Source organism: Deltaproteobacteria bacterium, assembly GCA_020848905.1.
Lineage (GTDB): Bacteria > Myxococcota_A > Polyangia.
Genome location: JADLHG010000018.1, coordinates 190,387 through 213,130 on the forward strand (window position 1 = coordinate 190,387; position 22,744 = coordinate 213,130).

General features: G+C 71.2%; 19 protein-coding genes. 6 read left to right on the forward strand and 13 right to left on the reverse strand.

Features of this window, described 5'->3' with window-relative positions; all coding sequences use genetic code 11:
* Positions 1-2 precede the first annotated feature (2 nt).
* The 4 genes from IT371_08835 to IT371_08850 all read right to left on the reverse strand — a co-directional run bounded on the left by IT371_08835 (position 3) and on the right by IT371_08850 (position 3,801).
* Complete coding sequence (locus IT371_08835; GenBank protein ID MCC6747748.1) at positions 3-488, reverse strand: GNAT family N-acetyltransferase; 486 nt, start codon at positions 486-488, stop codon at positions 3-5.
* Between the two features lie 111 nt (positions 489-599).
* Complete coding sequence (locus tag IT371_08840) at positions 600-1,043, reverse strand: hemerythrin domain-containing protein (protein ID MCC6747749.1); 444 nt, start codon at positions 1,041-1,043, stop codon at positions 600-602.
* A 114-nt stretch (positions 1,044-1,157) separates the two neighbouring features.
* Positions 1,158-1,829: a metalloregulator ArsR/SmtB family transcription factor gene (locus IT371_08845; protein ID MCC6747750.1), complete on the reverse strand. Its 672-nt coding sequence runs from the start codon at positions 1,827-1,829 to the stop codon at positions 1,158-1,160.
* A 103-nt stretch (positions 1,830-1,932) separates the two neighbouring features.
* Positions 1,933-3,801 (reverse strand): protein kinase, encoded by a 1,869-nt coding sequence (locus tag IT371_08850; protein MCC6747751.1) that lies wholly within the window; start codon positions 3,799-3,801, stop codon positions 1,933-1,935.
* 161 nt (positions 3,802-3,962) lie between these two features.
* Here IT371_08850 and IT371_08855 point away from each other — a divergent pair, with 161 nt between their 5' ends.
* From IT371_08855 to IT371_08865, 3 genes are read left to right on the forward strand one after another with little or no spacing between them, the layout of a single operon-like run.
* Positions 3,963-5,309, forward strand: a complete 1,347-nt coding sequence (locus tag IT371_08855; GenBank protein ID MCC6747752.1) for a sigma 54-dependent Fis family transcriptional regulator — start codon at positions 3,963-3,965, stop codon at positions 5,307-5,309.
* On the forward strand, positions 5,306-6,319 hold the full coding sequence (locus IT371_08860) for a hypothetical protein (protein ID MCC6747753.1): 1,014 nt from the start codon (positions 5,306-5,308) through the stop codon (positions 6,317-6,319). The genes IT371_08855 and IT371_08860 overlap by 4 nt, the downstream gene beginning before the upstream one ends.
* 16 nt (positions 6,320-6,335) lie before the next feature.
* Positions 6,336-6,761 (forward strand): hypothetical protein, encoded by a 426-nt coding sequence (locus IT371_08865; protein MCC6747754.1) that lies wholly within the window; start codon positions 6,336-6,338, stop codon positions 6,759-6,761.
* A 187-nt stretch (positions 6,762-6,948) separates the two neighbouring features.
* Here the strand turns inward: IT371_08865 and IT371_08870 are convergent, their stop codons facing one another.
* The 5 genes from IT371_08870 to IT371_08890 all read right to left on the reverse strand — a co-directional run bounded on the left by IT371_08870 (position 6,949) and on the right by IT371_08890 (position 14,572).
* Positions 6,949-7,707, reverse strand: a complete 759-nt coding sequence (locus IT371_08870; GenBank protein ID MCC6747755.1) for a sulfite exporter TauE/SafE family protein — start codon at positions 7,705-7,707, stop codon at positions 6,949-6,951.
* Between the two features lie 21 nt (positions 7,708-7,728).
* Positions 7,729-8,757, reverse strand: a complete 1,029-nt coding sequence (locus IT371_08875) for an NAD-dependent epimerase/dehydratase family protein (GenBank protein ID MCC6747756.1) — start codon at positions 8,755-8,757, stop codon at positions 7,729-7,731.
* A complete protein-coding gene (locus IT371_08880; GenBank protein MCC6747757.1) occupies positions 8,754-13,136 on the reverse strand; it encodes an AMP-binding protein in 4,383 nt (1,460 codons plus the stop codon). The genes IT371_08875 and IT371_08880 overlap by 4 nt, the downstream gene beginning before the upstream one ends.
* Before the next feature lie 101 nt (positions 13,137-13,237).
* A complete protein-coding gene (locus IT371_08885; GenBank protein MCC6747758.1) occupies positions 13,238-13,756 on the reverse strand; it encodes a hypothetical protein in 519 nt (172 codons plus the stop codon).
* 9 nt (positions 13,757-13,765) lie between these two features.
* Positions 13,766-14,572, reverse strand: a complete 807-nt coding sequence (locus IT371_08890; protein ID MCC6747759.1) for a tetratricopeptide repeat protein — start codon at positions 14,570-14,572, stop codon at positions 13,766-13,768.
* Between the two features lie 138 nt (positions 14,573-14,710).
* Here IT371_08890 and IT371_08895 point away from each other — a divergent pair, with 138 nt between their 5' ends.
* Positions 14,711-15,043, forward strand: a complete 333-nt coding sequence (locus IT371_08895) for a YHS domain-containing protein (GenBank protein MCC6747760.1) — start codon at positions 14,711-14,713, stop codon at positions 15,041-15,043.
* A 37-nt stretch (positions 15,044-15,080) separates the two neighbouring features.
* On the opposite strand, the gene IT371_08900 is transcribed toward IT371_08895, so the two are convergent.
* The 3 genes from IT371_08900 to IT371_08910 form a co-directional block, all read right to left on the reverse strand.
* Positions 15,081-16,685 carry a DUF2088 domain-containing protein gene (locus IT371_08900; protein MCC6747761.1) on the reverse strand — a complete coding sequence of 535 codons (1,605 nt, stop codon included), beginning with the start codon at positions 16,683-16,685 and terminating at the stop codon, positions 15,081-15,083.
* A 151-nt stretch (positions 16,686-16,836) separates the two neighbouring features.
* Entirely contained in the window at positions 16,837-17,685 is an 849-nt protein-coding gene (locus IT371_08905; GenBank protein ID MCC6747762.1) for a hypothetical protein, read from the reverse strand.
* A 26-nt stretch (positions 17,686-17,711) separates the two neighbouring features.
* Complete coding sequence (locus IT371_08910; GenBank protein MCC6747763.1) at positions 17,712-18,374, reverse strand: HAD family phosphatase; 663 nt, start codon at positions 18,372-18,374, stop codon at positions 17,712-17,714.
* 126 nt (positions 18,375-18,500) lie between these two features.
* Here IT371_08910 and IT371_08915 point away from each other — a divergent pair, with 126 nt between their 5' ends.
* Positions 18,501-19,157, forward strand: coding sequence for a hypothetical protein (locus IT371_08915; protein MCC6747764.1), 657 nt, complete (start codon positions 18,501-18,503; stop codon positions 19,155-19,157).
* Positions 19,158-19,205: 48 nt separating this feature from the next.
* Here IT371_08915 and IT371_08920 read toward each other — a convergent pair whose 3' ends face one another.
* Positions 19,206-21,590 (reverse strand): GAF domain-containing protein, encoded by a 2,385-nt coding sequence (locus tag IT371_08920; protein MCC6747765.1) that lies wholly within the window; start codon positions 21,588-21,590, stop codon positions 19,206-19,208.
* A 123-nt stretch (positions 21,591-21,713) separates the two neighbouring features.
* On the opposite strand from IT371_08920, the gene hisG reads away from it, so the two are divergent.
* Entirely contained in the window at positions 21,714-22,742 is a 1,029-nt protein-coding gene (hisG, locus tag IT371_08925) for an ATP phosphoribosyltransferase (protein ID MCC6747766.1), read from the forward strand.
* Positions 22,743-22,744: the final 2 nt, after the last annotated feature.

Here is a 22,744-nt window from a genome sequence, read left to right on the forward strand (position 1 = left end):
GGCTACTCGCCCTTCGGCGGACGCTCGGAGAAGCGGTTCACGTCGAGGGAGAGGACGAGCCGCGGCAGCGGCGCGAAACCCGCGTCTTTGAAGAAGCTCAGGAGCTCCTGCTGATCCCAGGCCACCTCGGTGCGGACCTGCTCGATGCGCAGGCCGCGCAGGTTCTTCACGAGCTGTTCGAGGAGCGCGCTCGCCACCCCCTGCCGTGCGAACGAGCGGTCCACGAGCATCGTGTCCAGGACCGCCACCGGCTCGGGAACGCCGAACTCGCCGTAGTGCAGCGAGGCCAGGAGCGCCCCGGCCAGGACTCCGTCCCGCTCGGCGCCGAGGGAGATCTGCACGTCGGTGTCCCGGAGCGCGCGCCGGAGCTTACCTTCGTACCAGAGCTGGCGGCTGCGGCCGGTGATCTGGTGGTCGATCTTCACCAGCCGCGGCAGGTCCTGCTCCTTCAGCGTTCGAATGATCCAGTCGCTTCGCTCGAGACTCACGTGCGCCCTCCGTCGGAAAACGGGGTGGAAGCTACGACCGCGGGCATTCTACCCCTGCGCCGCGGCAGATCAAGCGCGGGGCGGGGCGATGGGGCACAGGCCAGCTTCGCGCTACCGAATCGCGACGCGGCGCTTGTCGGCCCAGACGCGGCCGAGGTCGAGGAGCGCGCTCTCGCCGAGCACGTTCTCGGCCATCGGGAAGAGGACCTGCTCCTCCTTGATGAAGTGGTCGCGTGCGACCGCGATAGCGTGCCGGGCGGCGTCCACCATGGACTTCGCGTCGCCGAGGGACGGGAGGCGAACGAGGGTGCCCTCGATCTCCTCGTGCTCCGCCCGCATCACGGCCAGCGGGCCCATGGGCCCCATCTTCTGCTCCATGGCCGGGAAGAGGTACTCCTCCTCGATCTTGGCGTGCGTGATGAGCGATTCGATGAAGGCGCCGGTCAGCCGCACCACGTCGTCGGTCGTGGTGGTCTTTGCGAGGTTTTCCTCGGCGTGGTCGAAGAGGACGTAGAGCACTCCGTGCTCGCCAAGCAGGGCATCGGTGATCTTCACGGGTTCACTCCTTGTGGGGTCCGGAGCATAGCCGCGCTCCGGAGCAGCGCCAGGGGAAAAGAGGGTTAGCGTGCGGAGGTGGCGCTCGCCATGATCCGTGTCAAGGGCGCCAGATCAAGGCTCGGCGCCGCTGCGCAGCGCGAGGCCGCGCGCGCGAAAGTCCGGCACGCCCTCGGCGAGTCGCACCGCCTGATAGCCCTGTCGTCGGAGCTTGCGCACCGCCTCCACGGCCAGCACGCAGTAGCGTCCCCGGCAATCGGCCAGGATAGGCGTCTTGCGCGGAAGCTCCGCGAGGCGGGCCTGGAGCTCGGCCAGCGGCAGCGAAAGCGCCCCCGGGAGGTGACCGGCGCGGTACTCCTCGGCCGGCCTGACGTCGAGCAGCAGGACCTCACCGCGGCGCGCGCGAGAGAGGGCCTGCTTCAGATCGGTCTCCTCGAGATCCTCGGCGGTGAGGAACTGGCGCGTCACCTGCTCGAGCTCGGCGAGGCGGGCGTCGGCGAGCTGCCGGAGGGCCACCACGAAGCGGCAGACCTCCTCGTCGGCAACGCGATAGGTGACGTAGAGCCCCGCCCGCTCGGCTTCGACGAGCTGCGCGCGCCGCAGCCCCTGCAGGTGGTGCGAGGTGTTGGCCACGCTCTGTCCCGTCAGTTCGGCTAGCACCTCCACGGTCCGAGGGGCCTGGCAGAGGAGCTCGAGGAGCTCGATGCGGCGCGGACTCCCCACCGCCCGGCCGACCCGACCGAGCTGCTCGTAGACGGCGTCCTTGAAGGCGCGGTGCTTGGTCACGGTTAGTTATCCGAACATTCAAACTGCGCCTTGAATTATCCCTGCCCCCGACGGAGGGGTCAAGGCGCCCCTCGTCGCGTGTCCATGGTTCCGCTGTCAATGGTCAGCGGAGATTCACCACGCGCGTGGTGGTCGCCCCGGGACGGATGCGCACGGTGAAGCTCTTGCTGATCGCGTGGCGGCGGTTCACGAGGCGCACGTGGTGCGTTCCCGCTTCCAGCTCGAGGCGCTGCAGAGGGGTCTCACCGCGATGGCGACCATCCACGTAGACCTCGGCCCAGGGGACCGCGTTGAGCTCCAGGCGGCCCACGCCGCTCTCGCGTCGACGGGGCGTCGGGGCGGCGCGGGGCGGCGGTGCGGTCGGGCTCGGACGCGCGACGGCTCGGGACGGGGGGGCCGGCTCGGCGTCCGCAGCCTGCGGGTCCCCTCCGGCGTCGGTCGAGGCCGGGGCCCGCGGGCGAACCGCTGCGAGCGGAGCACGGGTGGTGGCGTTCACTCGCGCGGCCTCATCCTCCGGCGCGGTTCCGGGGCCCGCCGAGACCGCCGCTCCCTCGTCGGGGACGCGCCGCCGGAAGGCCCAGAAACCGACCGCGGCGAGGCCGCAGAGCGCGAGGGCTGCGAGCATCCATCGCGCGTAGCGGTAGCGCGGCACCACGTCGAAGGTGGTCTCCACCGCCGAAGGAGGGCGCGGCGAACGATCGTCGCCGGCGGCGACCGGCATCGAGGTGGCCGGTGGTCGCGGCACGGGCTCGGTGAAGGGCTCGCCCGCTCGGGGCGCGGGCTCGGTGAAGGGCTCGCTCGGTCGCGGCGCGGGCTCGGTGAAGGGCTCGCTCGGTCGCGGCGCGGGCTCGGTGAAGGGCTCCGCTGCGGCCGGCGCGGGCGAGGCTCCCGGCGCCTCCAGCCGCCGCGCGATCGTCGGCGCGTCGTCGAGGGAGGGCTCGGTCGTGCTCGCGACCTCGCCCGCTTGCTCCACCATGAGCTGCGCGAGGCGTGCTGCGCGCTGACTGGGGGCGGCCGGCTCGTCGCTCGCGCCCTCCTCCGCCAGGAAGGCGCGCAGGTGCGCGTGCGGGTCCTGCCGCTGGCCCTGGTCGAGCTGCCAGCGGAAGGCCTCGTCGGCGAGGGCCTGACGGAGCGCCGCCGCCGAGGCGGGGCGCTGCTCGGGGGTCGTGGCGAGGCAGCGCCGGACCAGCGCCTCGAGCGACGCGGGCACGTCGGGCCGCACGTGCGCGAGGGGCGCGCTCGTCTCTCCCCCCTGCCGCACGCTCTCGAGGCCGTACGACTGCCGGAAGGCCTGCCCGGCCAGCATCTCGTAGAGCACCGCGCCGAGGGAGAAGAGGTCGCTTCGCGGCTCGACGCGGCCGCGGGCCTGCTCGGGCGCCATGTAGCCGAGCTTCCCCTTGATCAGGTTGGCCGAGCTCTCCTGGAGCTGGCCGGCGGCCTTGGCCACCCCGAAGTCGGCCAGCTTCACGTCGCCGTGGCTGGAGAGGAGGATGTTGCTCGGGCTCACGTCCCGGTGGACCACGCCGGCGGGCTGCCCCGGCACCTCGGGGAGAAACGAGTGCGCGTAGTCGAGGGCCGAGCAGACCTCCATGGCGATGAAGACCGCGAGCTCCACGGGCATCAGGCGTCGGCCGGCCGTGCGGTCGAGCAGCCAGCGCAAGGTGCACCCCGGGACGAGCTCCATCACCAGGTAATGGCGCTCCCCCACCTGGCCGGCGTCGAAGGTTTGGACGATGTTGCGGTGGGTCATGGCCATGGCCACGCGCATCTCGTCGAGAAACATGAGCAGGAAGTTCTCGCGCCGCGAGAGGTGCTCGTGGATGAGCTTCAGCGCCACCTGCTTGGAGGCATGCCCCGGGCCGCGCAGCCGCGCGCGATAGACCGACGCCATCCCCCCTTCGCCGATGGTCGAGAGGATCTCGTACTTGTCGATGCGGCGCAGCAGCTCTGCGCCGTCAGCCTCGGGAAACACCGTGCAGGCCCCGTGGCTACCGTGGCGAGGTCATGGTGCTCCTATGCTACCATGGAGCCTGTTCGGATGGCGGCTCTCCCACCCCCTCGAGGAGCACCGTGGAACGGCCCACGGAAATCATCTACCAGGAACAGAAGCCCGTGCTGGTGCTGCGGGCGGCCATGCTCACGGTCCACGCGGGGCCGGACGTCGGCAAGAGCTGCGCGCTCGATTTGCATCGCGTCAGCGTCGGGCAGGCGTCGGATAACGAATTGGTCCTCACCGATCCGCAGGTCTCGCGGCGCCACCTCGAGTTCCAGGTGCACGACCAGGGCTATCTGGTGCGGGACCTGAAGAGCACGAACGGGACCTACTACCAGGGGGCCCGGATTCTCGAGGTGCTCGTCTCGCCGGGGGCCGAGCTGCGCCTCGGGTCCACGGTGCTCCGCGTGGTGGCCCAGAGCGAGCGCTCCGAGCCGGTGGCGCGGCGCCAGGCCCTGGGGACCCTCATCGGCAGCTCCGCCCCGATGCAGGAGGTCTACGGGCTCATCGCCGCGGTGGCGCCGACGGACGTGACGGTGCTCATCGAGGGGGAGACGGGGACGGGCAAGGAGCTCGTGGCCGAGGAGCTGCACCGTCACTCCTCGCGCGCGCGCCACGCCTTCAGCGTGGTGGACTGCGGGGCGCTGCCGCCCACGCTCATCGAGTCGGAGCTCTTCGGGCACGAGCGAGGGGCCTTCACGGGCGCCTCGTCCGAGCGCGCCGGTATCTTCGAGAAGAGCCGCGGCGGAACGGTCTTCCTCGACGAACTGGGGGAGCTGCCGCTCGACGTGCAGACGCGCCTGCTGCGGGTCCTCGACCGCCGGCAGATCCGCCGCGTGGGGGGCGACGCCGTGCGCAAGGTGGACGTGCGCATCGTCGCCGCCACGAACCGGGACCTGCGCGAGGAGGTGCGCCAGGGGCGCTTTCGCCAGGATCTCTATTTCCGCCTCTCCGTGGTGCGCATCAACGTGCCCCCGCTGCGCAAGCGGCTCGAAGACCTCCCGCTCCTCGCCGAGCACTTCCTCTGGCAGATGGGCTGCGTCAACCCGCCCGAGGTGCTCACCCCCGAGGTGCTCAAGGTGCTCCTCTCGCGCAAGTGGCCGGGGAACGTGCGCGAGCTCCGCAACGTGGTGGAGCGCTCGGTGGTGCTGGCGGACGAGGCCCCCTTCCAGGTGGACTCGGCGCAGCTCTCGGCCACCTCCGAGGAGGAGGGGCTGACCGACGAGGAGCGCGGGGCCGCACACCGTCCGGTGACCACGCCGAGCGGCGCCGCAAACTGGCTCGCTCCGGCGGTACCGGCCGGCTTCCTCGACCAGCCCTACAAGGGGGCGAAGGAGTCGCTGCTCCAGCTCTTCGAGGAGCTCTACCTCTCGCGCCTCTACGAGCGCTACGGCCACAACATCTCGCGCATCGCGAGAGACGCGGGGGTCGACCGCCAGCTCGTGCGCCGGCTCCTGCGCAAGCACGGCCTTCCGGAGGAACCGTGAGCGCGCGAGCCTCCCTCGCGCGGGCGCTCCTTGGGGTCGCGCTGGCTCTCGCCGCACCCGCGCGGGTTCTCGCGGACGGTGGGGCCGGCATCCTGCGCGTCGCCGCGCCGGCGCGACACGCGGCGCGTCTCGAGGTCTCTCTCGGGCGTGCGGTAGCCGAGGCCGGACGTCCGGGGGTGCTCGCTCCGGCCGAGCTGAGCGTGCGACTCGGCGGCGCGGAGGGGGTGGCGCAGGCCGTGGAGGCCGCGGGGCAGAAGGTGGTCCACGCGGAGCAAGCCGCCCTGCGCATGGACCGAGCGGCGGCCGTGGCCTCCGCGACGCAGGCCGTGGCGCAGCTTCGCGCGGTCGGCGCCTCCAACCACGCGAGGCACTCGCTCGCGCAGGCGCACCTGGCGCTCGGTCAGGCGCTGCTCCTCTATCCGCCGGACCCCGACGGGGCGAAGGCCGCCTTCGGCGCGGCGGTAGAGCTCGAACCGGAGCTGGCCGTGGACCCCGACCGTATGGCACCGCGGGCCGCGCGCCTGCTCGAGGAAGCACGTCGCGCCCCGCGTGCGCCCAAGCCACCGCGCCGGGAGGAGCTCGCCGAGCTCGCCCAGCGCAGCCGGCTCGGGACGCTGGTGTGGGTCTCGGTGCAGCCGCGCGGGCCGGCGGAGGTCGAGGTGCAGGTCGCCGTGTACGAGCACTCCCGCGGCGCGGTGGCGGCCACGCTGCGACGGACGATGCCCGAGGGGACGCTGCTCGCGGGGAGCGCGGCGCTCGTCGTGCAGGCGCTCGGCGGAGCTCTCGGCGGGCCGCCGGCCCCGGGACTCGCGGCGGGCGCGGGAGGGCAGGGCGCCCCTCCGCCGGCCGCGAAGAGACGGTCCTGGTATCAGCACTGGTGGGTCTGGACCGTGGCCGGAGTCGTGGTGTCGGGCACGGCGGTCGCGCTCGGCGTGGGGCTGACGACCAGCCGTGGCGGGACTCCGACGCCTCCGGGCCCCGCGGGCTTCGACTTGCACCTCCACTTCTGAGGCAGGAAGGGACCACGTGAACCACGCGCTCCGTCGCATCGGAAGCCTCGTCGCCGCGAGCCTCTTTCTGGCGTGCGGAGAGGAGCCGGTCCAGGCCCCACCGGCCGCGCGGCTCGACGTGACCGTGGACCAGAGGGAGTGCAGGCCGGGTTGCACCGTGAACCGGTACACCGTCTACGTGCTCAAGGAGGGGGGGCACGAGGGCTGTATCTACAGGGAAGCGCCCGTGACCGCGCAGCCCGATCAGGTGCTGGCGGGCCTGCAGCTCACCGCGGGCTCGCAGATCCGCGTGGCGCTCGCGGCCTACTGCGGGGCCGACCGCTGTGCCAAGTGCCGCGCGAACAAGCCGCTCACCGTGGCCGACGGCGCGAAGCTCTCGCTCAAGCTCGAGATGATCTCCGACTGCAAGGTGGATTTGCCCGGCGACGACCGCTGTCCCTAAACATGGCCACCTTGGCCGCGATCCATCCCGGCGGGCTGTGTCGCGCCTGCGCTCCGGTGCTCACAGCGCAAAAAAGGCTGCTCCGCTCCGGTGCTCGGCGCTCCTTGCCTGCCGGGCGCCTCGCGGCCAATCCGGCCATGTTTGATCTCGAATTAGTGTGTTCTTGATCAAACTACACGGTCGCCGGTCACGCTCCGCGCAGCAGCCGGGCGAGGAGCTTCGCGCTCGCCACGAGGAGCACGAGCGCGTGGATGCGACGCAGCGTCCGCGCTTCGAGCCGCGCCGCGCCGAGCCAGCTCCCGGCGAGGCCCCCGATCACCGCCGCGCCGGCCAGCGGCAGGAAGGCGGTCGACAGGGGCGCGCCGCGCAAGAGGTGTCCCGCGAGGCCGAAGGCCGAGTTCACCACGATGAAGACCGCGGCCGCGCCGCTCGCCCCGCGCGGGTCCTGCCAGGCGGCCAGGATCAGGATCGGCGAGAGGAAGATGCCGCCGCCGATGCCCGTGAGGCCGGCGAGGAAGCCGAGCGCGCTACCGAGGAGCACGAGCCAGGGCCACGCGGGGGCCGGGCGCAACGCGTCCAGCCGCGCGGGAAGCCAGAGCCGGGCCGCCGCGACGAGGAGGGTGGCGCCGAGGAGCGGCATGTAGATCCGCTCGGGGAGCAGGATGAAGCCCCCGCCGAGGGCCGCCGGCACCGACCCCGCGCAGAGAGGGACGAGGAGCCGCCAGGGCACGGCGCCGCTCCGGCCGAAGCGCACGACGGCCACGCCGGCGACGAGGACGTTCATGGCCAGCGCCGTCGGCTTCATCACCGCCGCGGGCATGCCGAAGAGCGCGAAGAGGGCCAGGTACGCCGAGCCGCCTCCGTGCCCGCCCGCCGAGTAGAGCGCCGCCCCCAGCGCAACCGCCAGGCAGAGCAGCGACAGTCCGAGGGGCGCGGTCGGGTCCATGCCGCTACGAGGGCCCGCGGGTCAGGCCGGAAGCTCGGCGGGCGGATCGGAGAAGGCGTCGCTCTCGAGGAGGTGTCGCCGCAGGTAGCTCACGGTGTCGAGCAGCGTCTCCCCCGGGTCCCGCGTGGTGAAGCTGAGCTCGCGGCGCGCGCGGCCATCGTCCAGGTACCAGAAGTAGGTCGCCATCTCGACGCTCGTGTAATCCACTGGAGGGACGCGGTCGAAATGCCGGTAGAGGCTGTCCATCACGCGCGCCCCGAGGAGCGTCAGCCGGTCGGGGAGCTTCAACCGCGGCCCGGGGACCTTGGTAATGCGCGCGAGGCGTCCGAAGAACTCCGCGCAGGTCCAGTTCGGTCCGCCGAGCAGGTACTTCTCGCCGGGGCGCCCGCGCTCCATGGCCGCCACGAGCGCCGGGGCCACGTCTCGCGCGTCCACGAAGTTCATCCCTCCGGAGGGGACGACGGGGATCTCCTCCTTCAGGAAACGCAGGACGTCCTGCGTGGAGCTCAGCCGGTCGTCGCCCGGGCCGAGGAGCAGACTCGGGTTCACGGTCACGAGCTCCGGCCCCCCCTCGCACGCGCGCGCTGCGGTCTCCTCCTGATAGTACTTGCTGGCGTAGTAGGGCCAGCGTCCGATCAGCTCGAGCGGCGCGGCGTGGCTCTCGTCGGGGATCCGCAGCCCCGTCTCGGTCACGGCGAGCGTGCCGCTGGTCGAGACGAGCACGATGCGCCGCACCCGCGCCGCTTTCGCGGCCTCGCAGAGGTGGCGCGTCCCGTCCACGTGGATGGCGTGCATCAGCCGCGCGTCGTCGGGGCTGCGCGAGACCCGCCCCGCCAGGTGGTAGATCGTCTCGACCCCCGCGACCGCGCGCGTGGCGACCTCGGGCTCGGTGATCGAGCCCTGCACCACCTCCGCGCCGAGCGCCTCCAGCCAGCGCGGCGCCGGCCCGGTGGTGAGAACGCGCAACGTGCTCTCTCCTCGGGCGAGCAGGTGCTCGACGAGGTGTCGTCCCAGAAAGCCGGTTCCGCCGGTCACGAGGGTGCGCGTCATGCGAGGCCTCCGTCGGGGCCGAGCCGTTCACCATCCCAGAGGGCGCGCAGCGCGGAGGGGACGAAGGTCGCGTTCCGGCCGTCCCGGGCGCGCTCCACCAGGCGCTGCGTGGCGGCCGCCACCAGCCGGTAGCCTTCGCTCTTGGGCAGCCCGGAGACGAGCTCTTCTAGTCCCTCGTGGGGCATGAACTGGGCGATCGTGGCCCCCACCTTGCGGCCCTTCAACCAGACAGCCCCCTTCGGGAAGACGTCGAAGGTCCCCCAGATGTGCATCGGCAGGATGCCGACCTTGCCGTGGAGCGCGAGGTAGCCGAGGCTGGCCTTGAACTCGCCGAGCTCGCCCGTCGGAGAGCGCGTCCCCTCGGGGAAGATGAGCAGGTTGTAGCCGTGCTCCACCAGCTGGAGCGCGCGCTTGAGGGACTTGCGCAGCGACCCCGAGCGATCCATCGGCACGAGGTTGGTGAAGTTCTCGAAGTAGGCCCGCTTGTAGCGCTGGTCGAAGAAGTAGTCCGAGGCGGCCAGCGCGCAGAGGCTGTCGCCGGCCTCGCCGATGGCGAACTTGGCCAGCCCGATGTCCAGGTGCGAGCAGTGGTTCGGTGCGAGGATGAAGTTGCAGTGGGCCGGGATGTGCGCCTGACCGTCGAAGGAGGTCTCGAGGAGTCGCTCGTAGAGCCAGCGCTGGCCGGCGCCGAGGACCTTCCGGCCGACGCTCGCCACGACCTCGGGGATCTGGAGCTCGTCGCGCTCGACCGCCACGCTGGCCTCCGTCTCGTCGACCGGCGCGCGGCTCGGGCGCGTGCGCTGCGCTACGCCGGCGAGCTCGCGCACCGTGGCGATCCCGGTCAGGTCGTCCACGCCGCGCACGGTGGCCCCCGCGGCCTCGAGCGCCACGCCGAGCTCCGTGTACATCAGGCTGTCGAAGCCGAGCTCGTCGAGCCGCGTCGGCAACGCGATCCGGCCGCGTGGCCTCCCCGAGACCTGGGCCACGATGTCGAGCAGCCAGTCGTGCTCCGCCTCGCCGCCCCCCTCGCGGGCCCCATCCGTCTCGCCGTGTTTGTGCAGCCGCTGGAGCTCGGCTACGACCTCCCGCCGCTTGACCTTCTTCGTGGCCGTGCGCGGCAGCTCCCGGTCGCTGAGCTGCACCACCTTGATGCGCTTGAAGAAGGGGAGGCCCGCCGAGACGGAGCGCACGTGCTCGCGCACCCGCTCGCGCACCTCTTCCTTCTCCAGCGCTCCGTCGTGCTCGTAGTCCGGCACCACCAGCGCCGCCACGCGCTCGGCGGTCCCGTCGGGGAGCCCGACCACGCTCAGCTCCTTCACCCACGGCGAGGCGTAGAGCTCCTCGAGCTCGTCGGGGTAGACGTTCTTGCCGTTCGAATCGACGATCACTTCCTTGCTGCGGCCGACGATGTAGAGGTTCTTCTCCTCGTCGAGGTGCCCGAGGTCGCCCGTGTGGAGCCACCCCTCGCGGATCGTGGCGCGCGTGGCCTCCTGGTTCTGGAAGTACCCGGCCATCACGTTGTGCCCTCGGGCCACGACCTCGCCCACCCCGCGCTCGTCCGGCTCGAGGATCCGGACCTCCACGTGCGGGAGCGGCTGACCGACGGAGCCCGCGATGAGCCTGTGGCTCGGGCGTGCCACCGTCAGCACCGGTGAGGCCTCCGTCAGACCGTAGCCCTCGAGGAGCTGGAGCCCGAGGCCGTGGAAGGCGCGCTTCACGTCGTCGGCGAGGGCCGAGCCGCCGCTGATGAGGTACCGGATGCGACCGCCGAAAAGGCGGTGGATCGGGTAGAAGACGATGCGCCCGAGGTTGAGCCCGCTCTTGTCCCAGAGCCAGCTGTTGGCGCGCATCACCAGCTCGGCGGCCTGCTCGAGCACCACCGACCGCTCTCCGAGTCGGTTGCGGATGCGGCGCTGCAGGAGCTCCCAGAGGGCCGGGACCCCCACGATGGCCGTGGTGTGCCCCTCCTTGAGCGCGCTCGTGATCGCCTCGCCCGTGAGCTCCGGCAGGTAGGTGATCGCCGCGCCGCTGGCGAGCGGCATCAGCAGGCCGGCGGAGAACTCGAAGGTGTGGTGCAGGGGGAGGACGCTCAGCGAGCCGTCGTTCGGCGTGAAGTCGAAGACCGACGAGAGCTCCGACACCATGTAGGTGAAGTTCTTGTGCGTCAGCATCACCCCCTTCGGGTGACCCGAGGTCCCCGAGGTGAAGATCAGCGAGGCCACGGCGTCGCTCGCCACGCGGTCGGGGAGGCGGCTCTTGCGCGCGGTCTCCTCCTCGAGGAGCGGGAGCGCGAAGGCCTGGCTGAAGGTCCAGAGCTGGCTCTCCAACCCCGCGCCGCGGAGCGCCGCTTCCAGCCCGGCGTGCTTCTCGAGGAGCGCGTCGCTGATCAAGATCCCGCGGGCGGCGGCCGAGCGGGTGAGGTTGACGATCTCGTCGCGCGTGGACTCCTTGTCGATGGGCACGCAGGTCGCGCCGGCCTTGATCACCCCGAAGTAGGCCATGGCCCACTCGGGCCGGTTCTCGCTGAGCAGGAGCACGCGGTCGCTCGGGGCCACGCCCCCCTCGGCGAGAAAACCCGCCACGCGCGTCGCCAGCTCGTGGAGCTCCTCGTAGGTGTACTGGTCCCGGTGGCCGTCGCGCAGCATCCGGAGGGCCACCCGGTGGCGGTGCAGCTTGGTCGAGGTCTCGAAGAGCTCGAGCAGATGATTGTACGTGTAGGTCGACTTCGGCTTGGCGGCGAAGTCCTTCTCGAGCTCGGGGAAGACCCACTTGTGCAGCCCCGGGAAATGGACCTCCATCCAGTAGGCGTACCAGTCGAGCTCGTGCACCCCCCACGGCAGGAGCGCGCGCTCCTCGGCGGGGACGCGGCCGTGCAGCGCCCGCACGTTGTCCGCCCGGAAGATGTAGTGGTTCTCGACGGTGAAGGGGCGGTACATGTCGAAGGCGTCCTGCATGCTCCGCGTGACCTCTTCGGCGCGGTCCACCTTCTCCTTCAGCCGGTCCACGAGGTCGACCACATGACCGCCCCCCCAGCGGGGACGCAGGCGGTCGAGCGTCTCGCCGGCCTTCTTCGCCAGCCGGTTGAACATCGGCAGCGAGGTGCGGTCGAAGCGCTCGAGCGAGACGGGCTGGGCCTCCATGCGGGCCATCAGCTCGTTCACGACCCGATTGCCCGACTCCTTCTCCTGGTAGCGCTGGCGCTTGTGCAGCCCGAGGAGGGTGACGACCCGCCGCATGCGGATGGGGTTGTCGTCCCCCGAGCAGAGCTGGTGGACGAGCTTCGGCTGCTCGACGCAGGCCTGCGCGCCGACGAGGAGCAGCGTCGAGGCCACGTAGTCCACCGGGATGAGGTCCAGGATCAGCTTGTCCGACGAGGGGAAGAGGTTCTGCCCCTTGAGCGCGAGGAAGATGAGCGGGGCCGTGGTGGTGAAGCCCTCGTTCCAGCCGGCGAGCGGGAAGTGGACGGCGCTCTCCACGATGGCCGGGCGCACGATGGAGCGCACGATCCCCGTCTCGGCCACCACGAGCTGGTCCCCCATGGCCTTGGTGTAGCAATAGATGTTGGGCCAGCCCCAGCGCTGGGCGCGCTCCACGCCGAGCTGGGTCAGCCGGTCGCGGATCCAGTTCTTGCGCTCGCGGGCCTGCGCCAGCTTCACGTAGCGCTCGTTGTCCGGGTCGCGCCCTTCCTCGCGGAGGCGGAGGCGCGCGGCCACCAGGAACTGCGCCGCCTGGACCGCGTCGTCGGCCTCCTCGCGCACGCGCTCGGAGAGGCGGGCGCAATCGGCCAGCTCCTGCTCGACGGAGAAGCGTGCCCCCTCGAGCTCCTTCTGGCGCGGGAAGTAGCCTAAGACCTCCTCGTCCTCCCAGACCTCCCCCGAGCGGTTCCCCGCGACGAAGCAGGTGCTAACGTGCACCAGCGCAGGGCGCTTCATGCGCTTCGCGAAGGCGAGCAGGTTCTTCGTGCCGTGGACGTTCGTGCGCAGCGACTGGTCGAGCGCCGGGTTGAAGGTCACCTTGCCGGAGCTGTTCAGGATCACGTCCACGTCGTCGGCGATGGCCTGCGCCTGCTCGTCGGTGTAGCCCAGGTTGTCGAGCGTGACGTCGCCGCCGACCACGCGCACCTTGTCGCGCAGGAAGCCCTCGAGCGCGCCGCCGTAGCGTTCGCGGAGCACGTCGAAGACGGGGGAGCCCACCACGTCGGCCCAGAAGCGGGCCTCGCTGTCGGTGCCGCTGCCGGCCCGGCACATGGTGTAGACGCGGCCCACCCCGGGAAAGCGGTGGAGCAGCATGGCCAGGGTCACCTTCCCCAGGAACCCGGTGCCGCCGAGGAGAAAGACCCTGCGGCCGTTATAGATCTCGGTTGGGGAAAGGGTCGCCATGCACGCGTATCCTCGGGACGTGACAGGGCATTAACAGGAAGCCGCGGGGGGCGTCAACCAAGGGCGTCAACCAAGACGGACGCGCGCGCGCCGCGCGTGGGTCAGGGCCGGACCGTGATCGGGACGACCGCGTGGGCCCCGGACGGGTGCAGGGTGTGGTTGCTCTGCACGAGCGCGACGATCAGGTCGTGCTTGCCCTGCTGGGTGGTCCGCGGGATGTCCACCTCGATCTCTCCCTTGAAGCCGAGCGCGAGGTAGGCCCCCCTCCGGTCGTCGAGGAAGACGTGGTAGTGCCCCTCTCCCGTCTTGACCTCGGTGTTCTTTTCGGGGTCGACCAGCGCGAAGTTGGTGACGGTGATCGTCAGGCGCACTTTGTCGCCGCCTCGCAGGGTGGTGGGGTTTGCCGTGGCCGAGACCTGCGGCTGCGCCGAGGGGACGAAGCCCGACGGCCGGCAGACGTGCTTCAGGCCCTCCGCCCGGCAGACCAGCCCCTCGGGGCACTTCCCCTCGTTACAGGTGAACCCGCCGTCGCCGTAGTCCGGGTTGAAGCAGCCCGCGGCGGAGGTGACTGCGAGCGCGGCGAGGAGGATGCCTCTGAGGCGGCGCGTGCGTAGGGTCATGGCGTCACCTCAGAACCGGAAGGCGGCGTGGAGGCCCGCCCCGTGGGGACCGAAGAGCGGTGCGATGGAGACGCGGCTCTCGGTGCGAGGACGACGATAGTGCAGCACGAGCAGGACGCCGCCGGTCACCGCGGCGACCGCACCGACGCCGAGGCCCACGAAGGCCACCTTCTGAAAGGTCTTGCCGCGCGACTCCTTGCCCGCCACCTCGGAGAACTCCCGGCCGGCGAGGTTGTCCTCCTCGAGCGCGCTGGCGTTGGCCTTGGCCAGACCGCCCATGATGGCGCCTACGACGAGCAGCACGCCCCCCGCGCCGAGGGTCGTCCACCCGGCGATCCCGAGGGCTCCGCGCCGCGGAGCCGGCGCCTCCGTCACCCGGGTCTGTCGTCGCGAGGCCTCGAGCTGGCGTCGCTCCTCCTCGAGGCGCGCACGGTCGGCCGCCACGCGGTCCCGCTCGGCCTTCTTCTTCTCCCAGGTGCGGCGCAGGTTCTCGACCCGCGAGCGGACCTGGCGCTCCACCTCCTCGCCGGGCTTCGAGGCCACGTAGGCCTCGAAGTTCTTGATCGCCTCGTCCTCGCGTCCGAGCGACTCGTAGCAGCGCGCCATGTTGTAGAGCAGCGCCGGCTTCTTCGAATAGCCGTAGGCCTGCTGAAACTGCTTGAGCGCCCCCTCGTAGTCGGCCCGGTTGTAGAGCTCTTCGCCGAGCGTGAAGTACTTCTTCGCCAGATCCTCGTCGCCCGCGGCGCGAGCCACCGACGACAGGCTGGCCACCACCAGGACCATCCCCATCCCCATCCAACGCATCGAAGCCTTCATGGCCTCACTCTACACACCGTGGCGGGCAGCATCAACGCCCGTCGCGGCGCGCGTTCATGGGCGCGGTGCGGCGCCTTGCACGCTCCTTGTCGGCATGCGATACCCAGGCGTCAACCATCGGACTATTTCAAGGAGTGGATGATGCGTACCTTCTTTCTCGTCGGTGGAGTGATGCTCGCGGTGGCGGCGGGGTGCAAGAGCGGTAACCCTCAGGGCGGTGCCCCGACCACGGGGGCGCCTCCGGCGGCGGCGCCGGCTCAGCCCGTGGGGGGCGAAGGAGCGGCGCCCGCGGCGGCCTTCGACAGCGCGCCTCCGGCCGGCACCAAGGCCAAGTGCCCCGTGTCGGGGGAGACCTTCACGGTCGCGGCGGACTCCCCGCGCTCGGAGCACGGGGGCAAGCACTACGCCTTCTGCTGTCCGCCCTGCAAGACCAAGTTCGACGCCCAGCCGACGAGCTTCATCAACAAGTAGCGCGCGCGTCCCGCCCGTCCGTGCGCGTCGCCGCGGCCTACTCGACGTCGGCGATCAGGATCGGCGGGTGGTGCAAGACCGAGATCTCGGGGCTCGCGCCCACGTAGCCCTTGGCCATCGCCAGGGCCTCGGCCATCGTGTCCGCGCGCTCCCAGCCGAGGATCTCCGGCACGTGGGCGTTGATCGCCCCGGCCACGATCACCTTCCCCACGTGCTGGCGCCCGTTCTCGCCCCAGTACCACATGAAGAAGGGGTGCGCGCCGTGGTAGGCGTTGCCGCGCCGGTACATCTGGACGTAGCTCGGGTTGTGGGCGAACTCGAGCTCGTACTTCTCGCGCAGCGTCACCGCGTCGCGCGTCTCGGGGAGCAGCCGGTTGAAGAACTCGATGTAGCTCGGGTGGTGGTCGTGGTCGAACTCGTCGTAGCAGGGGTGCGCGAGGACGAGGACCCCCCCCTTCTTGAGCAAGGGCTTGCCCCGGTACATGTTGTGGAAGTAGCCGAGCCCCATCACCTGCACCAGGATCGGGTTCAGGATCGAGTTCACGTTGTAGGGCGAGATGTACGGGATCCCCGAGACGAGGATGTCGCACTGCCCGCGCACCTTCACCGCGTATTGATCGAAGCAGCGGGCCAGGATCTTCTCGTGCACGGGCTCCGTCGCGCCGGCGTGGCAGGCGATGAGCTCGTAGCTCGCGGGGACCGAGTGCATCAGCTTGCGCTTCGCCGCGCGCGGTAGCTTCGACAGCGTCCACTTGAGGCCCTCGAACTTCAGCCGGTCGAGCTCGGTGAAGTCGTCCTCCTGCTTCATCAGGAAGTCCATCTGGCCCTTGTACATGCGGTTGTTCAGGGCCGTCTCGATATGGAAGACCTTCAGGTGCTGGTCGACGAGGCGACCGATGCGGTTGCACTTCTTGGCCAGCATCGAGCGGGCCGGATCCATGTAGCCGTCGCTCGCGCGAATCGTGTGGGGCTCGTGGTGGGCCCGCACCGTCTCGTAGTTGCAGAGCCCCACGCCCACGGACTTGTGCCCGCCGTCCATCGGCACGAGGTTCAGATTCAGGTAGATCGTCAGGTCCGATTCCACGGCCCGGCGGTTCAGCCAGACCGGCTCGTCGTGGTCCGTCTTGCCGAGGAAGACCATCCCGTCGGGGTCCTCCGCGTCGTGGTTGTAGAGCCGGTCCGGGTGATAGGCGTCGAAGATCTTGGCCCCCACCATGCGCTTCAGCTCGGCGTCGGTCATGCGGCGGTGCAGCGAGGTGGCGACGATCAGGTGCACGTCGTCCACGCCGTAGTTCGCGAGCAGCTCGAGCACGATCTCGAGCATGGTCTGGCGCAGGTCGGGGGTGGCCATGGGCGGCAGCGGGAGGCTGATGTCGTCCATGGCGATGGTCACCTTCATCCCCGGCTCGAGCTGGGCGAAGAGGGGGTCCATCTGTTCGGGGTGGTTGAGCGCGTGGCGGATTGCGGCCCCCGCGTTCGGCAGGCCCTGGATCGGCGGCTTGGGGTAGATGACGCGCGTCCCGACGGGGAAGTCCTCGAGCCAGAAGTCCTCCCCGTAGTAGACGATGCGTGGGGCGGAATCCTTATCGATGTAGACCACCTGCTCGTCCAGCTTGCGGCGGGGCAGGGCTCTCATGGGCATCGGGCAGACCTCGACGGGTGACGTGGGCCCGCAGGCATTAGCAGCCTCGGGGCGCGGCCGTCAACCTGCGCGTCGTCTGCGCGTCGCCTGCGAGGCGTCCGGCGGGCGCGACGCCCCCTGACGGGATGGATCGCGGCCCAGGTGACCGTGGCTAGCAGAAGCGGCCGAGCCCCGCGTTGTAGCAGCAGTTGCGGTTCGCGCCGCAGACCCAGCCGGCGTAGCACTGGCAGCCGTCGAAGGCCGTGCCGCAGGTCGCGCAGGTATCGCCGTTCTTGCCGCAGTGGGCGTCCGTGGCTCCGAGGTGGCAGTCCGCGCCGGTCCAGCACTGGTCGGGCGCGCAGATCGTCTTGCACTGGCCGTTCTGGCAGCGCTTCGACCCGGTGCACCGGTCCCCGCAGTCGCCGCAGTTCTCGTCGGTGCCGAGGGTCGTGCAGGTCGCGCCGCAGAGCTTCTGGCTGCCCGAGCAGCGGCAGCCCCCGCTCTGGCAGGTCGCGCCTCCCGTGCAGGTGTCGCCGCAGCGGGCGCAGTGCGCGTTCGAACCGAGCTGCACCTCGCAGCCGTTCGTCGCGAAGTTGCCGTCGCAGTTGCCGTAGCCGGAAAGGCAGCCGCAGGCGCCGAGCGTGCAGGCCGCGTGGGCCCCGCAGGTCAGGCTCGCGCAGGGGTCGGCGTCGGTTTTCGGCGGGCCCTTGTCTCCGACGGGGGAGGGGCCGTCCGGGGCGCGAAGGTCGCCGCTCGGGCGAGGTCCGTCCCCCGCGTCCACGGGGCGGCCGTCGCTCGCCGGGCCGTCGGCACGAGGACCATCCGCGCGCCGTCCGTCGGAGGCACTGCCGTCGCCCCGCGCGAGATCGTCCGTCGCATCGGCGAGCCCGCTGGCGTCCCCGAAGTGCGGACCCCAGTCGCTGCCTCCGCGGTCGGGCGGGAGATACCCGCTCGTCCCGGGGCAGGCGACGGTCCAGAGCGCGAGCGCCAGCAGGATCGCGCGTCGGATGGGAACGTCCAAGGGCCCTAACCGTCGCATCAACGCGCTCAGCGCAGGTCCACGATCGGCCAGTCGTGGCGCTGCGCCGTGGCGCGCAGCCGGAAGTCGGGGTTCACGGCCGTCGGGTGGCCGACCACCGACAGCATCGGGAGGTCGCTCATGCTGTCCGAGTAGGCGTACGAGTCGGAGAGCGAGAGCCCCTCCTTCTCGGCGTAGACCCGCATCCAGGAGGCCTTGGTGGCGCTGGCCATCACGGGGGGCAGCAGGCGCCCCGTGGCGAGGCCCCCCACGAACTCGAGGCGGTTTGCGACGTAGTCGTCGAAGCCGAGGTGCTTGAGCAGGGGCCGGATGGCGAAGTCGAGCGCCCCGGTGACGAGCACCTGCCGCAGGCCGCGGCGCTTCGAGCTCTCGATGAGCGCCGGGGTGCCCGGATAGATCGAGGGCCTCAGCACCTCGTCGAAGAGCTCGTCCGCCAGGTAGCGCAGGCGGTCTTCGGACTCGCCCTCGTAGTGCTTGAAGAAGATCGTGTTGAAGACCTTGCGGCTGTAGAAGTCGGCGGCGAGAAAGAGCGGCACGCTCACCACGGTGCGCGCCGTCTTGGCCAGACTCGGGAGGAGCCCCTGCTGGTTGCGTGCGAAGTAGCCGAGCGAGTGGACCAGGTTGGTCCGGATGAGGGTCCCGTCGAGGTCGTAAAAGGCCGCCGCGCGCATGACGGCGAATTAGCAGCAGGAGGCGGGGCCCGTCAACCGCGGACGGGAGCGCGGCCGGGGCGATCGATTCTGTCAGCCCCCGTCCGGGGCGGTAGACTTCTCGCTCCGACGGTCGAGGGAGTCGCGATGCGAATCGATCCACCGAGGAGCGGCGAGCCGGAACGAGGACTGAGGGTCCTCGTCTTCGACAGGACCTGTCGCGGGCGACCGCTTCTGCCGGGCCTCTCGCACAGCTGGGCTGCGGGCTCGCGGCTCTATCGGGGGCTCGGTCGCCTGGACGCGGCGTTCGGGGCGACCGGTTGGGCCGAGGCGCTCGCCTGGCTCGGCAGCGTCGCTCCCGGGCGCCGGATCGCCGAGGTGCAGTTCTGGGGGCACGGCAAATGGGGGGGCGCGCTCGTCGGCGGAGAGCGGCTGGATGCGAGCGCGCTCGTGGCGCGGCACGAGCTCTGGCCCCTCCTCGAGGCGATGCGGTCGAGGTTTGTCCTCGACGGGCGCGGGCTCTGGTGGTGGCGCACCTGCGAGACCTACGGGGCCGTGGCCGGGCAGCGCTTCGCGAGCGCGTGGAGCGATTTTCTCGGCGCGCGCACCGCCGGCCACACGCACGTGATCGGTTTCTGGCAGAGCGGGCTGCACAGCCTCGACGCCGGGGCACGACCCGGGTGGGACCCCGGTGAGGGCCTCGCGCGCGGCAGCTCCTCGGCGCCCGAGCTGGCCCTCGGCTCGGGCCCCGGACGGCCGCACACGATCACCTGCCTGCACGGGCGCATTCCGGAAGGGTATTGACGGAGCTCGCTCGGCCGCTGGGGGCCGCGGCGGGTCCCTTCAGGTTCGTCACTCTCCCAGGCGTTCGCGCACCAGGGCGCGCAGCTCCTTCGGGTTCAGCGGCTTGTCGAGGCGCAGGTTGGGGACCTGGTCGAGGAAGTCGCGCCCGCGCGAGGTGAAGGCGCCGCCGGTCAGGTACACCACCTTCTCGAGCGTCCCCGGCGCGCGGTCGGCCAGGGCGGCGTGCAGGTCCATGCCGGTCATCTCCGGCATCATGAGGTCGCAGATGATGAGGTCGTAGAGCTCGCCGGAGAGGATGCGGTCCAGGGCCTCGCGGGCCCGGGTCAGGACCACCACGTCGTGCTCGGCGCTCAGCGAGCGGCGAATCGCCGTCCCGACGAGCGGTTCGTCGTCCACGACCATCACGCGGCCTCGCTTGCTCGGGGTCGGGGCCTCCGCGCCCATCGACGGAGGGACTGCCACGGGTCGTCCGCGCGGGAGCACGACGCGGAAGGTGCTCCCGCGGCCGAGCTCGCTCTCGACCTGGATCTCGCCCCCGAGGCTGGTCACGATGCCGTGGCAGATGGAGAGGCCGAGCCCGGTGCCGACCCCTACGGGCTTGGTGGTGAAGAAGGGGTCGAAGAGCTGGCCGACCAGCTCCGGGGCGATGCCGCTGCCCGTGTCGGTGATCTCGACCACGGCGTGTCCGGTGGCGTCGGTGAAGGTGCGGATGCGCACCTCGTTATGGTCGGCCGCCCCCTCCGGGATGGCCTGCGCGGCGTTCACGAGCAAGTTCAGAAAGACCTGGCCGAGGCGCGACTCGTTGCCGAGCACGGCGGGCACCGCGCCGAAGTCCTTCGTGACCTGCGCGCGGTGGCGGAGCTCGTTGTGCGCCATGTTCACCGTCGACTCGAGCAGACGATGGAGGTCCACGGGACCGTCCTTCTGATCGTCGGGGCGCGAGAAGGTGCGCAGGTCCCGCACGATCTGCCGCATGCGTTCCGCTCCCTGGCGCGCCTCTCCCAGGGCCTCGTCGAGCTCCTTCTGGCGTTCGGCCGGAAGCCACTGCGCGAGCTCGGTCAGCGACTCGGCCAGGTAGCCGAGGTTCCAGATCACGTAGGAGAGGGGGTTGTTGATCTCGTGCGCCACGCCGGCCGCCAGGGTTCCCACCGAGGCCAGGCGGTCGGCCAGGAAGAGCTGGGCGTGCATCCGCTTCAGCTCGCTCACGTCGCGCACGATGGCCACCACCTCGTCGGGGCTCGTGGCCACCAGGCGGGCCTCGTAGTACCGCGTCTTGCCGTGTGTGGCGAGCCGGTACTCCAGAGTTTGGGACTCCCTCCGGGAGATGGCCCGGCGAATCGCCTCCGTGACGCGGACCGCCACCTCGGGGGGAAGCACGTCACTCACGCGCTGGCCGAGGAACTCCTCGGGGGGCACGAGAGGCTCGAGGCCAGCGGAGGAGCTGAAGTCGACCACCGTCCCGTCGGCCTTCAGGCGGAAGATCATGTCCGGGACGGCGCTCAGCAGGGCGCGGAGCCGGGCCTCGCTGCGCGCGAGGCGGGACTCGGCGCGGTCCCGCTCGACGACGCGGCCGAGCTGCTTGCCCACCTCCACCAGAGCCTCCCGCAGGCCGGGGTTCATCTCGAGGCGCTCCGGATGGAAGAACTCCAGCACGCCGACCGTCCGCTCGTGGGACGAGATGGGGAACGCCGCGGCGCTGCGGAGGCCGACCGACCGAGCGGCGTCCCGGCGCACGAACCACGCCTCCTCCTCGAGGCAGATGGTGAGCACCGGCTGGCCGGATTCGAGCACCCGCCCCGGCAGTCCCGTCCCCGGGGGAAAGGGGGTGGCCTCGGTGAGCTGGCGGAACTCGGCGAAGCGCGCCTCCTCGGGCAGGTACCAGTGGTGGGTGGAGACGAGGAGGCCTGCCTCCGAGGCCATGTAGAGGTGTCCCACGGGCCAGCCGACGATGGGGCCGACGCGCGCGAGGCAGTCCCGGGCCGCCTCGTCGAGGGAGCTCGACCGCTCGGCGACCTGCGCCACCAGCTTGACGAGGTCCACGAGACCGGCCTCGCGGCGCGCTGCCGAGAGGCGCTGCTCGGCGAGGTCCAGCCGGAAGAGCACCCGTGCCGCGCGGTGGGGCGGAAAGATCGCGTCGCAGAGCGCCGCTCTCGCGCGTGGTTCGAGCGCGGACGGGTCGTCGGAGGCGAGGAGAGCGACGACGGTTAGGCGGCTTCCCTCCGGCAGGCTCTTCAGGGTCTGGATCAGGGTGGGGTAGTCTGCGCCCTCGTCCCACTCGTTCAGTAGGAGCACGGTCGGCCCGTCGCGTCCCCGGAGCGCGGCGACCACGGCCTCCGGGCTGGCGACGGCTTCGAGACGGTATCCACGGCTTCGGCAGAGGGGGGCGAGCTCCTCGGCGAGCTCGGCGCCCAGTTGATAGGAAAGGACACGCATCCAGCCGGATCCATCGGCGGGGCTGCGGCAAAGTTAACCCCGGTGTGGGCGTCTCGCCCCCTTCGGCGGGCCGTGTTATCAATCGGAGCGGTCCGCGGCCCCTCCGCCGGCCGCGAGGAGCGCATGAGCACGAACCGAACGGATATCCGGCTGGCCCTGCCGAGCAAGGGGCGCCTGGCCGAGGAGGCGCTGGCCTTTCTCTCGCAGGCCGGCTTGCGAGTGGACAAGCCCAATCCGCGACAGCTACAGGCCACGATCCCCGCGCTGCCGGGGCTCTCGGTCCTCTTCCAGCGGGCCGGGGACATCGCCGTCAGCGTGCGCGACGGCAGCGTGGACCTCGGGCTCACCGGCTGGGACGCGGTCGCCGAGCGCGGCGGGGCCGACGGGGCCGTGCTCCGGCTGATCCCCAGCCTCGGTTTCGGCCACTGCCGGCTCCTCGCCATCGTGCCCGAGGCCTGGACGGAGGTCCGCTGCATGCGGGACCTGGCCGCGGTGGCCGCGTCGCAGGGGGCGCCCTTGCGGGTGGCCACGAAGTTCCCCGAGCTGACGCGCGCCTTTTTCGCGCAGCACGGCCTCGGCGAGCCGCGCCTGATCCAGCCCGAGGGGACGCTCGAGGTCGCGCCCACCATCGGGTACGCGGACCTGATCTGCGACCTGGTCTCGAGCGGGACCACGATGCGCGACAACCGCCTCAAGGCGCTCGAGGACGGCCTGATCGTGGACTCCGAGGCCTGCCTCATCGCCCACCGGCAGAGCCTGAAGCGGCGACCCGAGGTGCTGGCCCTGGCCCGACAGCTCATCGAGTTCATCGACGCGCATCTGCGCGCCGCGGCGAACGTGGCCATCTTCGCCAACATGCGTGGGGCCTCGCCCGAGGCGATCGCCGCCCGCATGGCCACGCAGAAGGTGATCGGGGGGCTCCAGGGCCCGACCGTCTCTCCCATCGTGCACCCCGCGCGGAGCGACTGGTTCGCCGTGCACATCGTGGTGCGCAAAGATCGGCTGGGGCAGGCGATCTCCGAGCTCCGGGCGATCGGGGGCAGCGGCGTGGTGGTGGCCCCCGTGACGTACATCTTCGAGGAGGAGCCGGAGGCGTGCCGGGCGATGGTGGAGGCGCTCGGGCGCGACGAGACTGCGAGCCGGGAAGGGTGAAC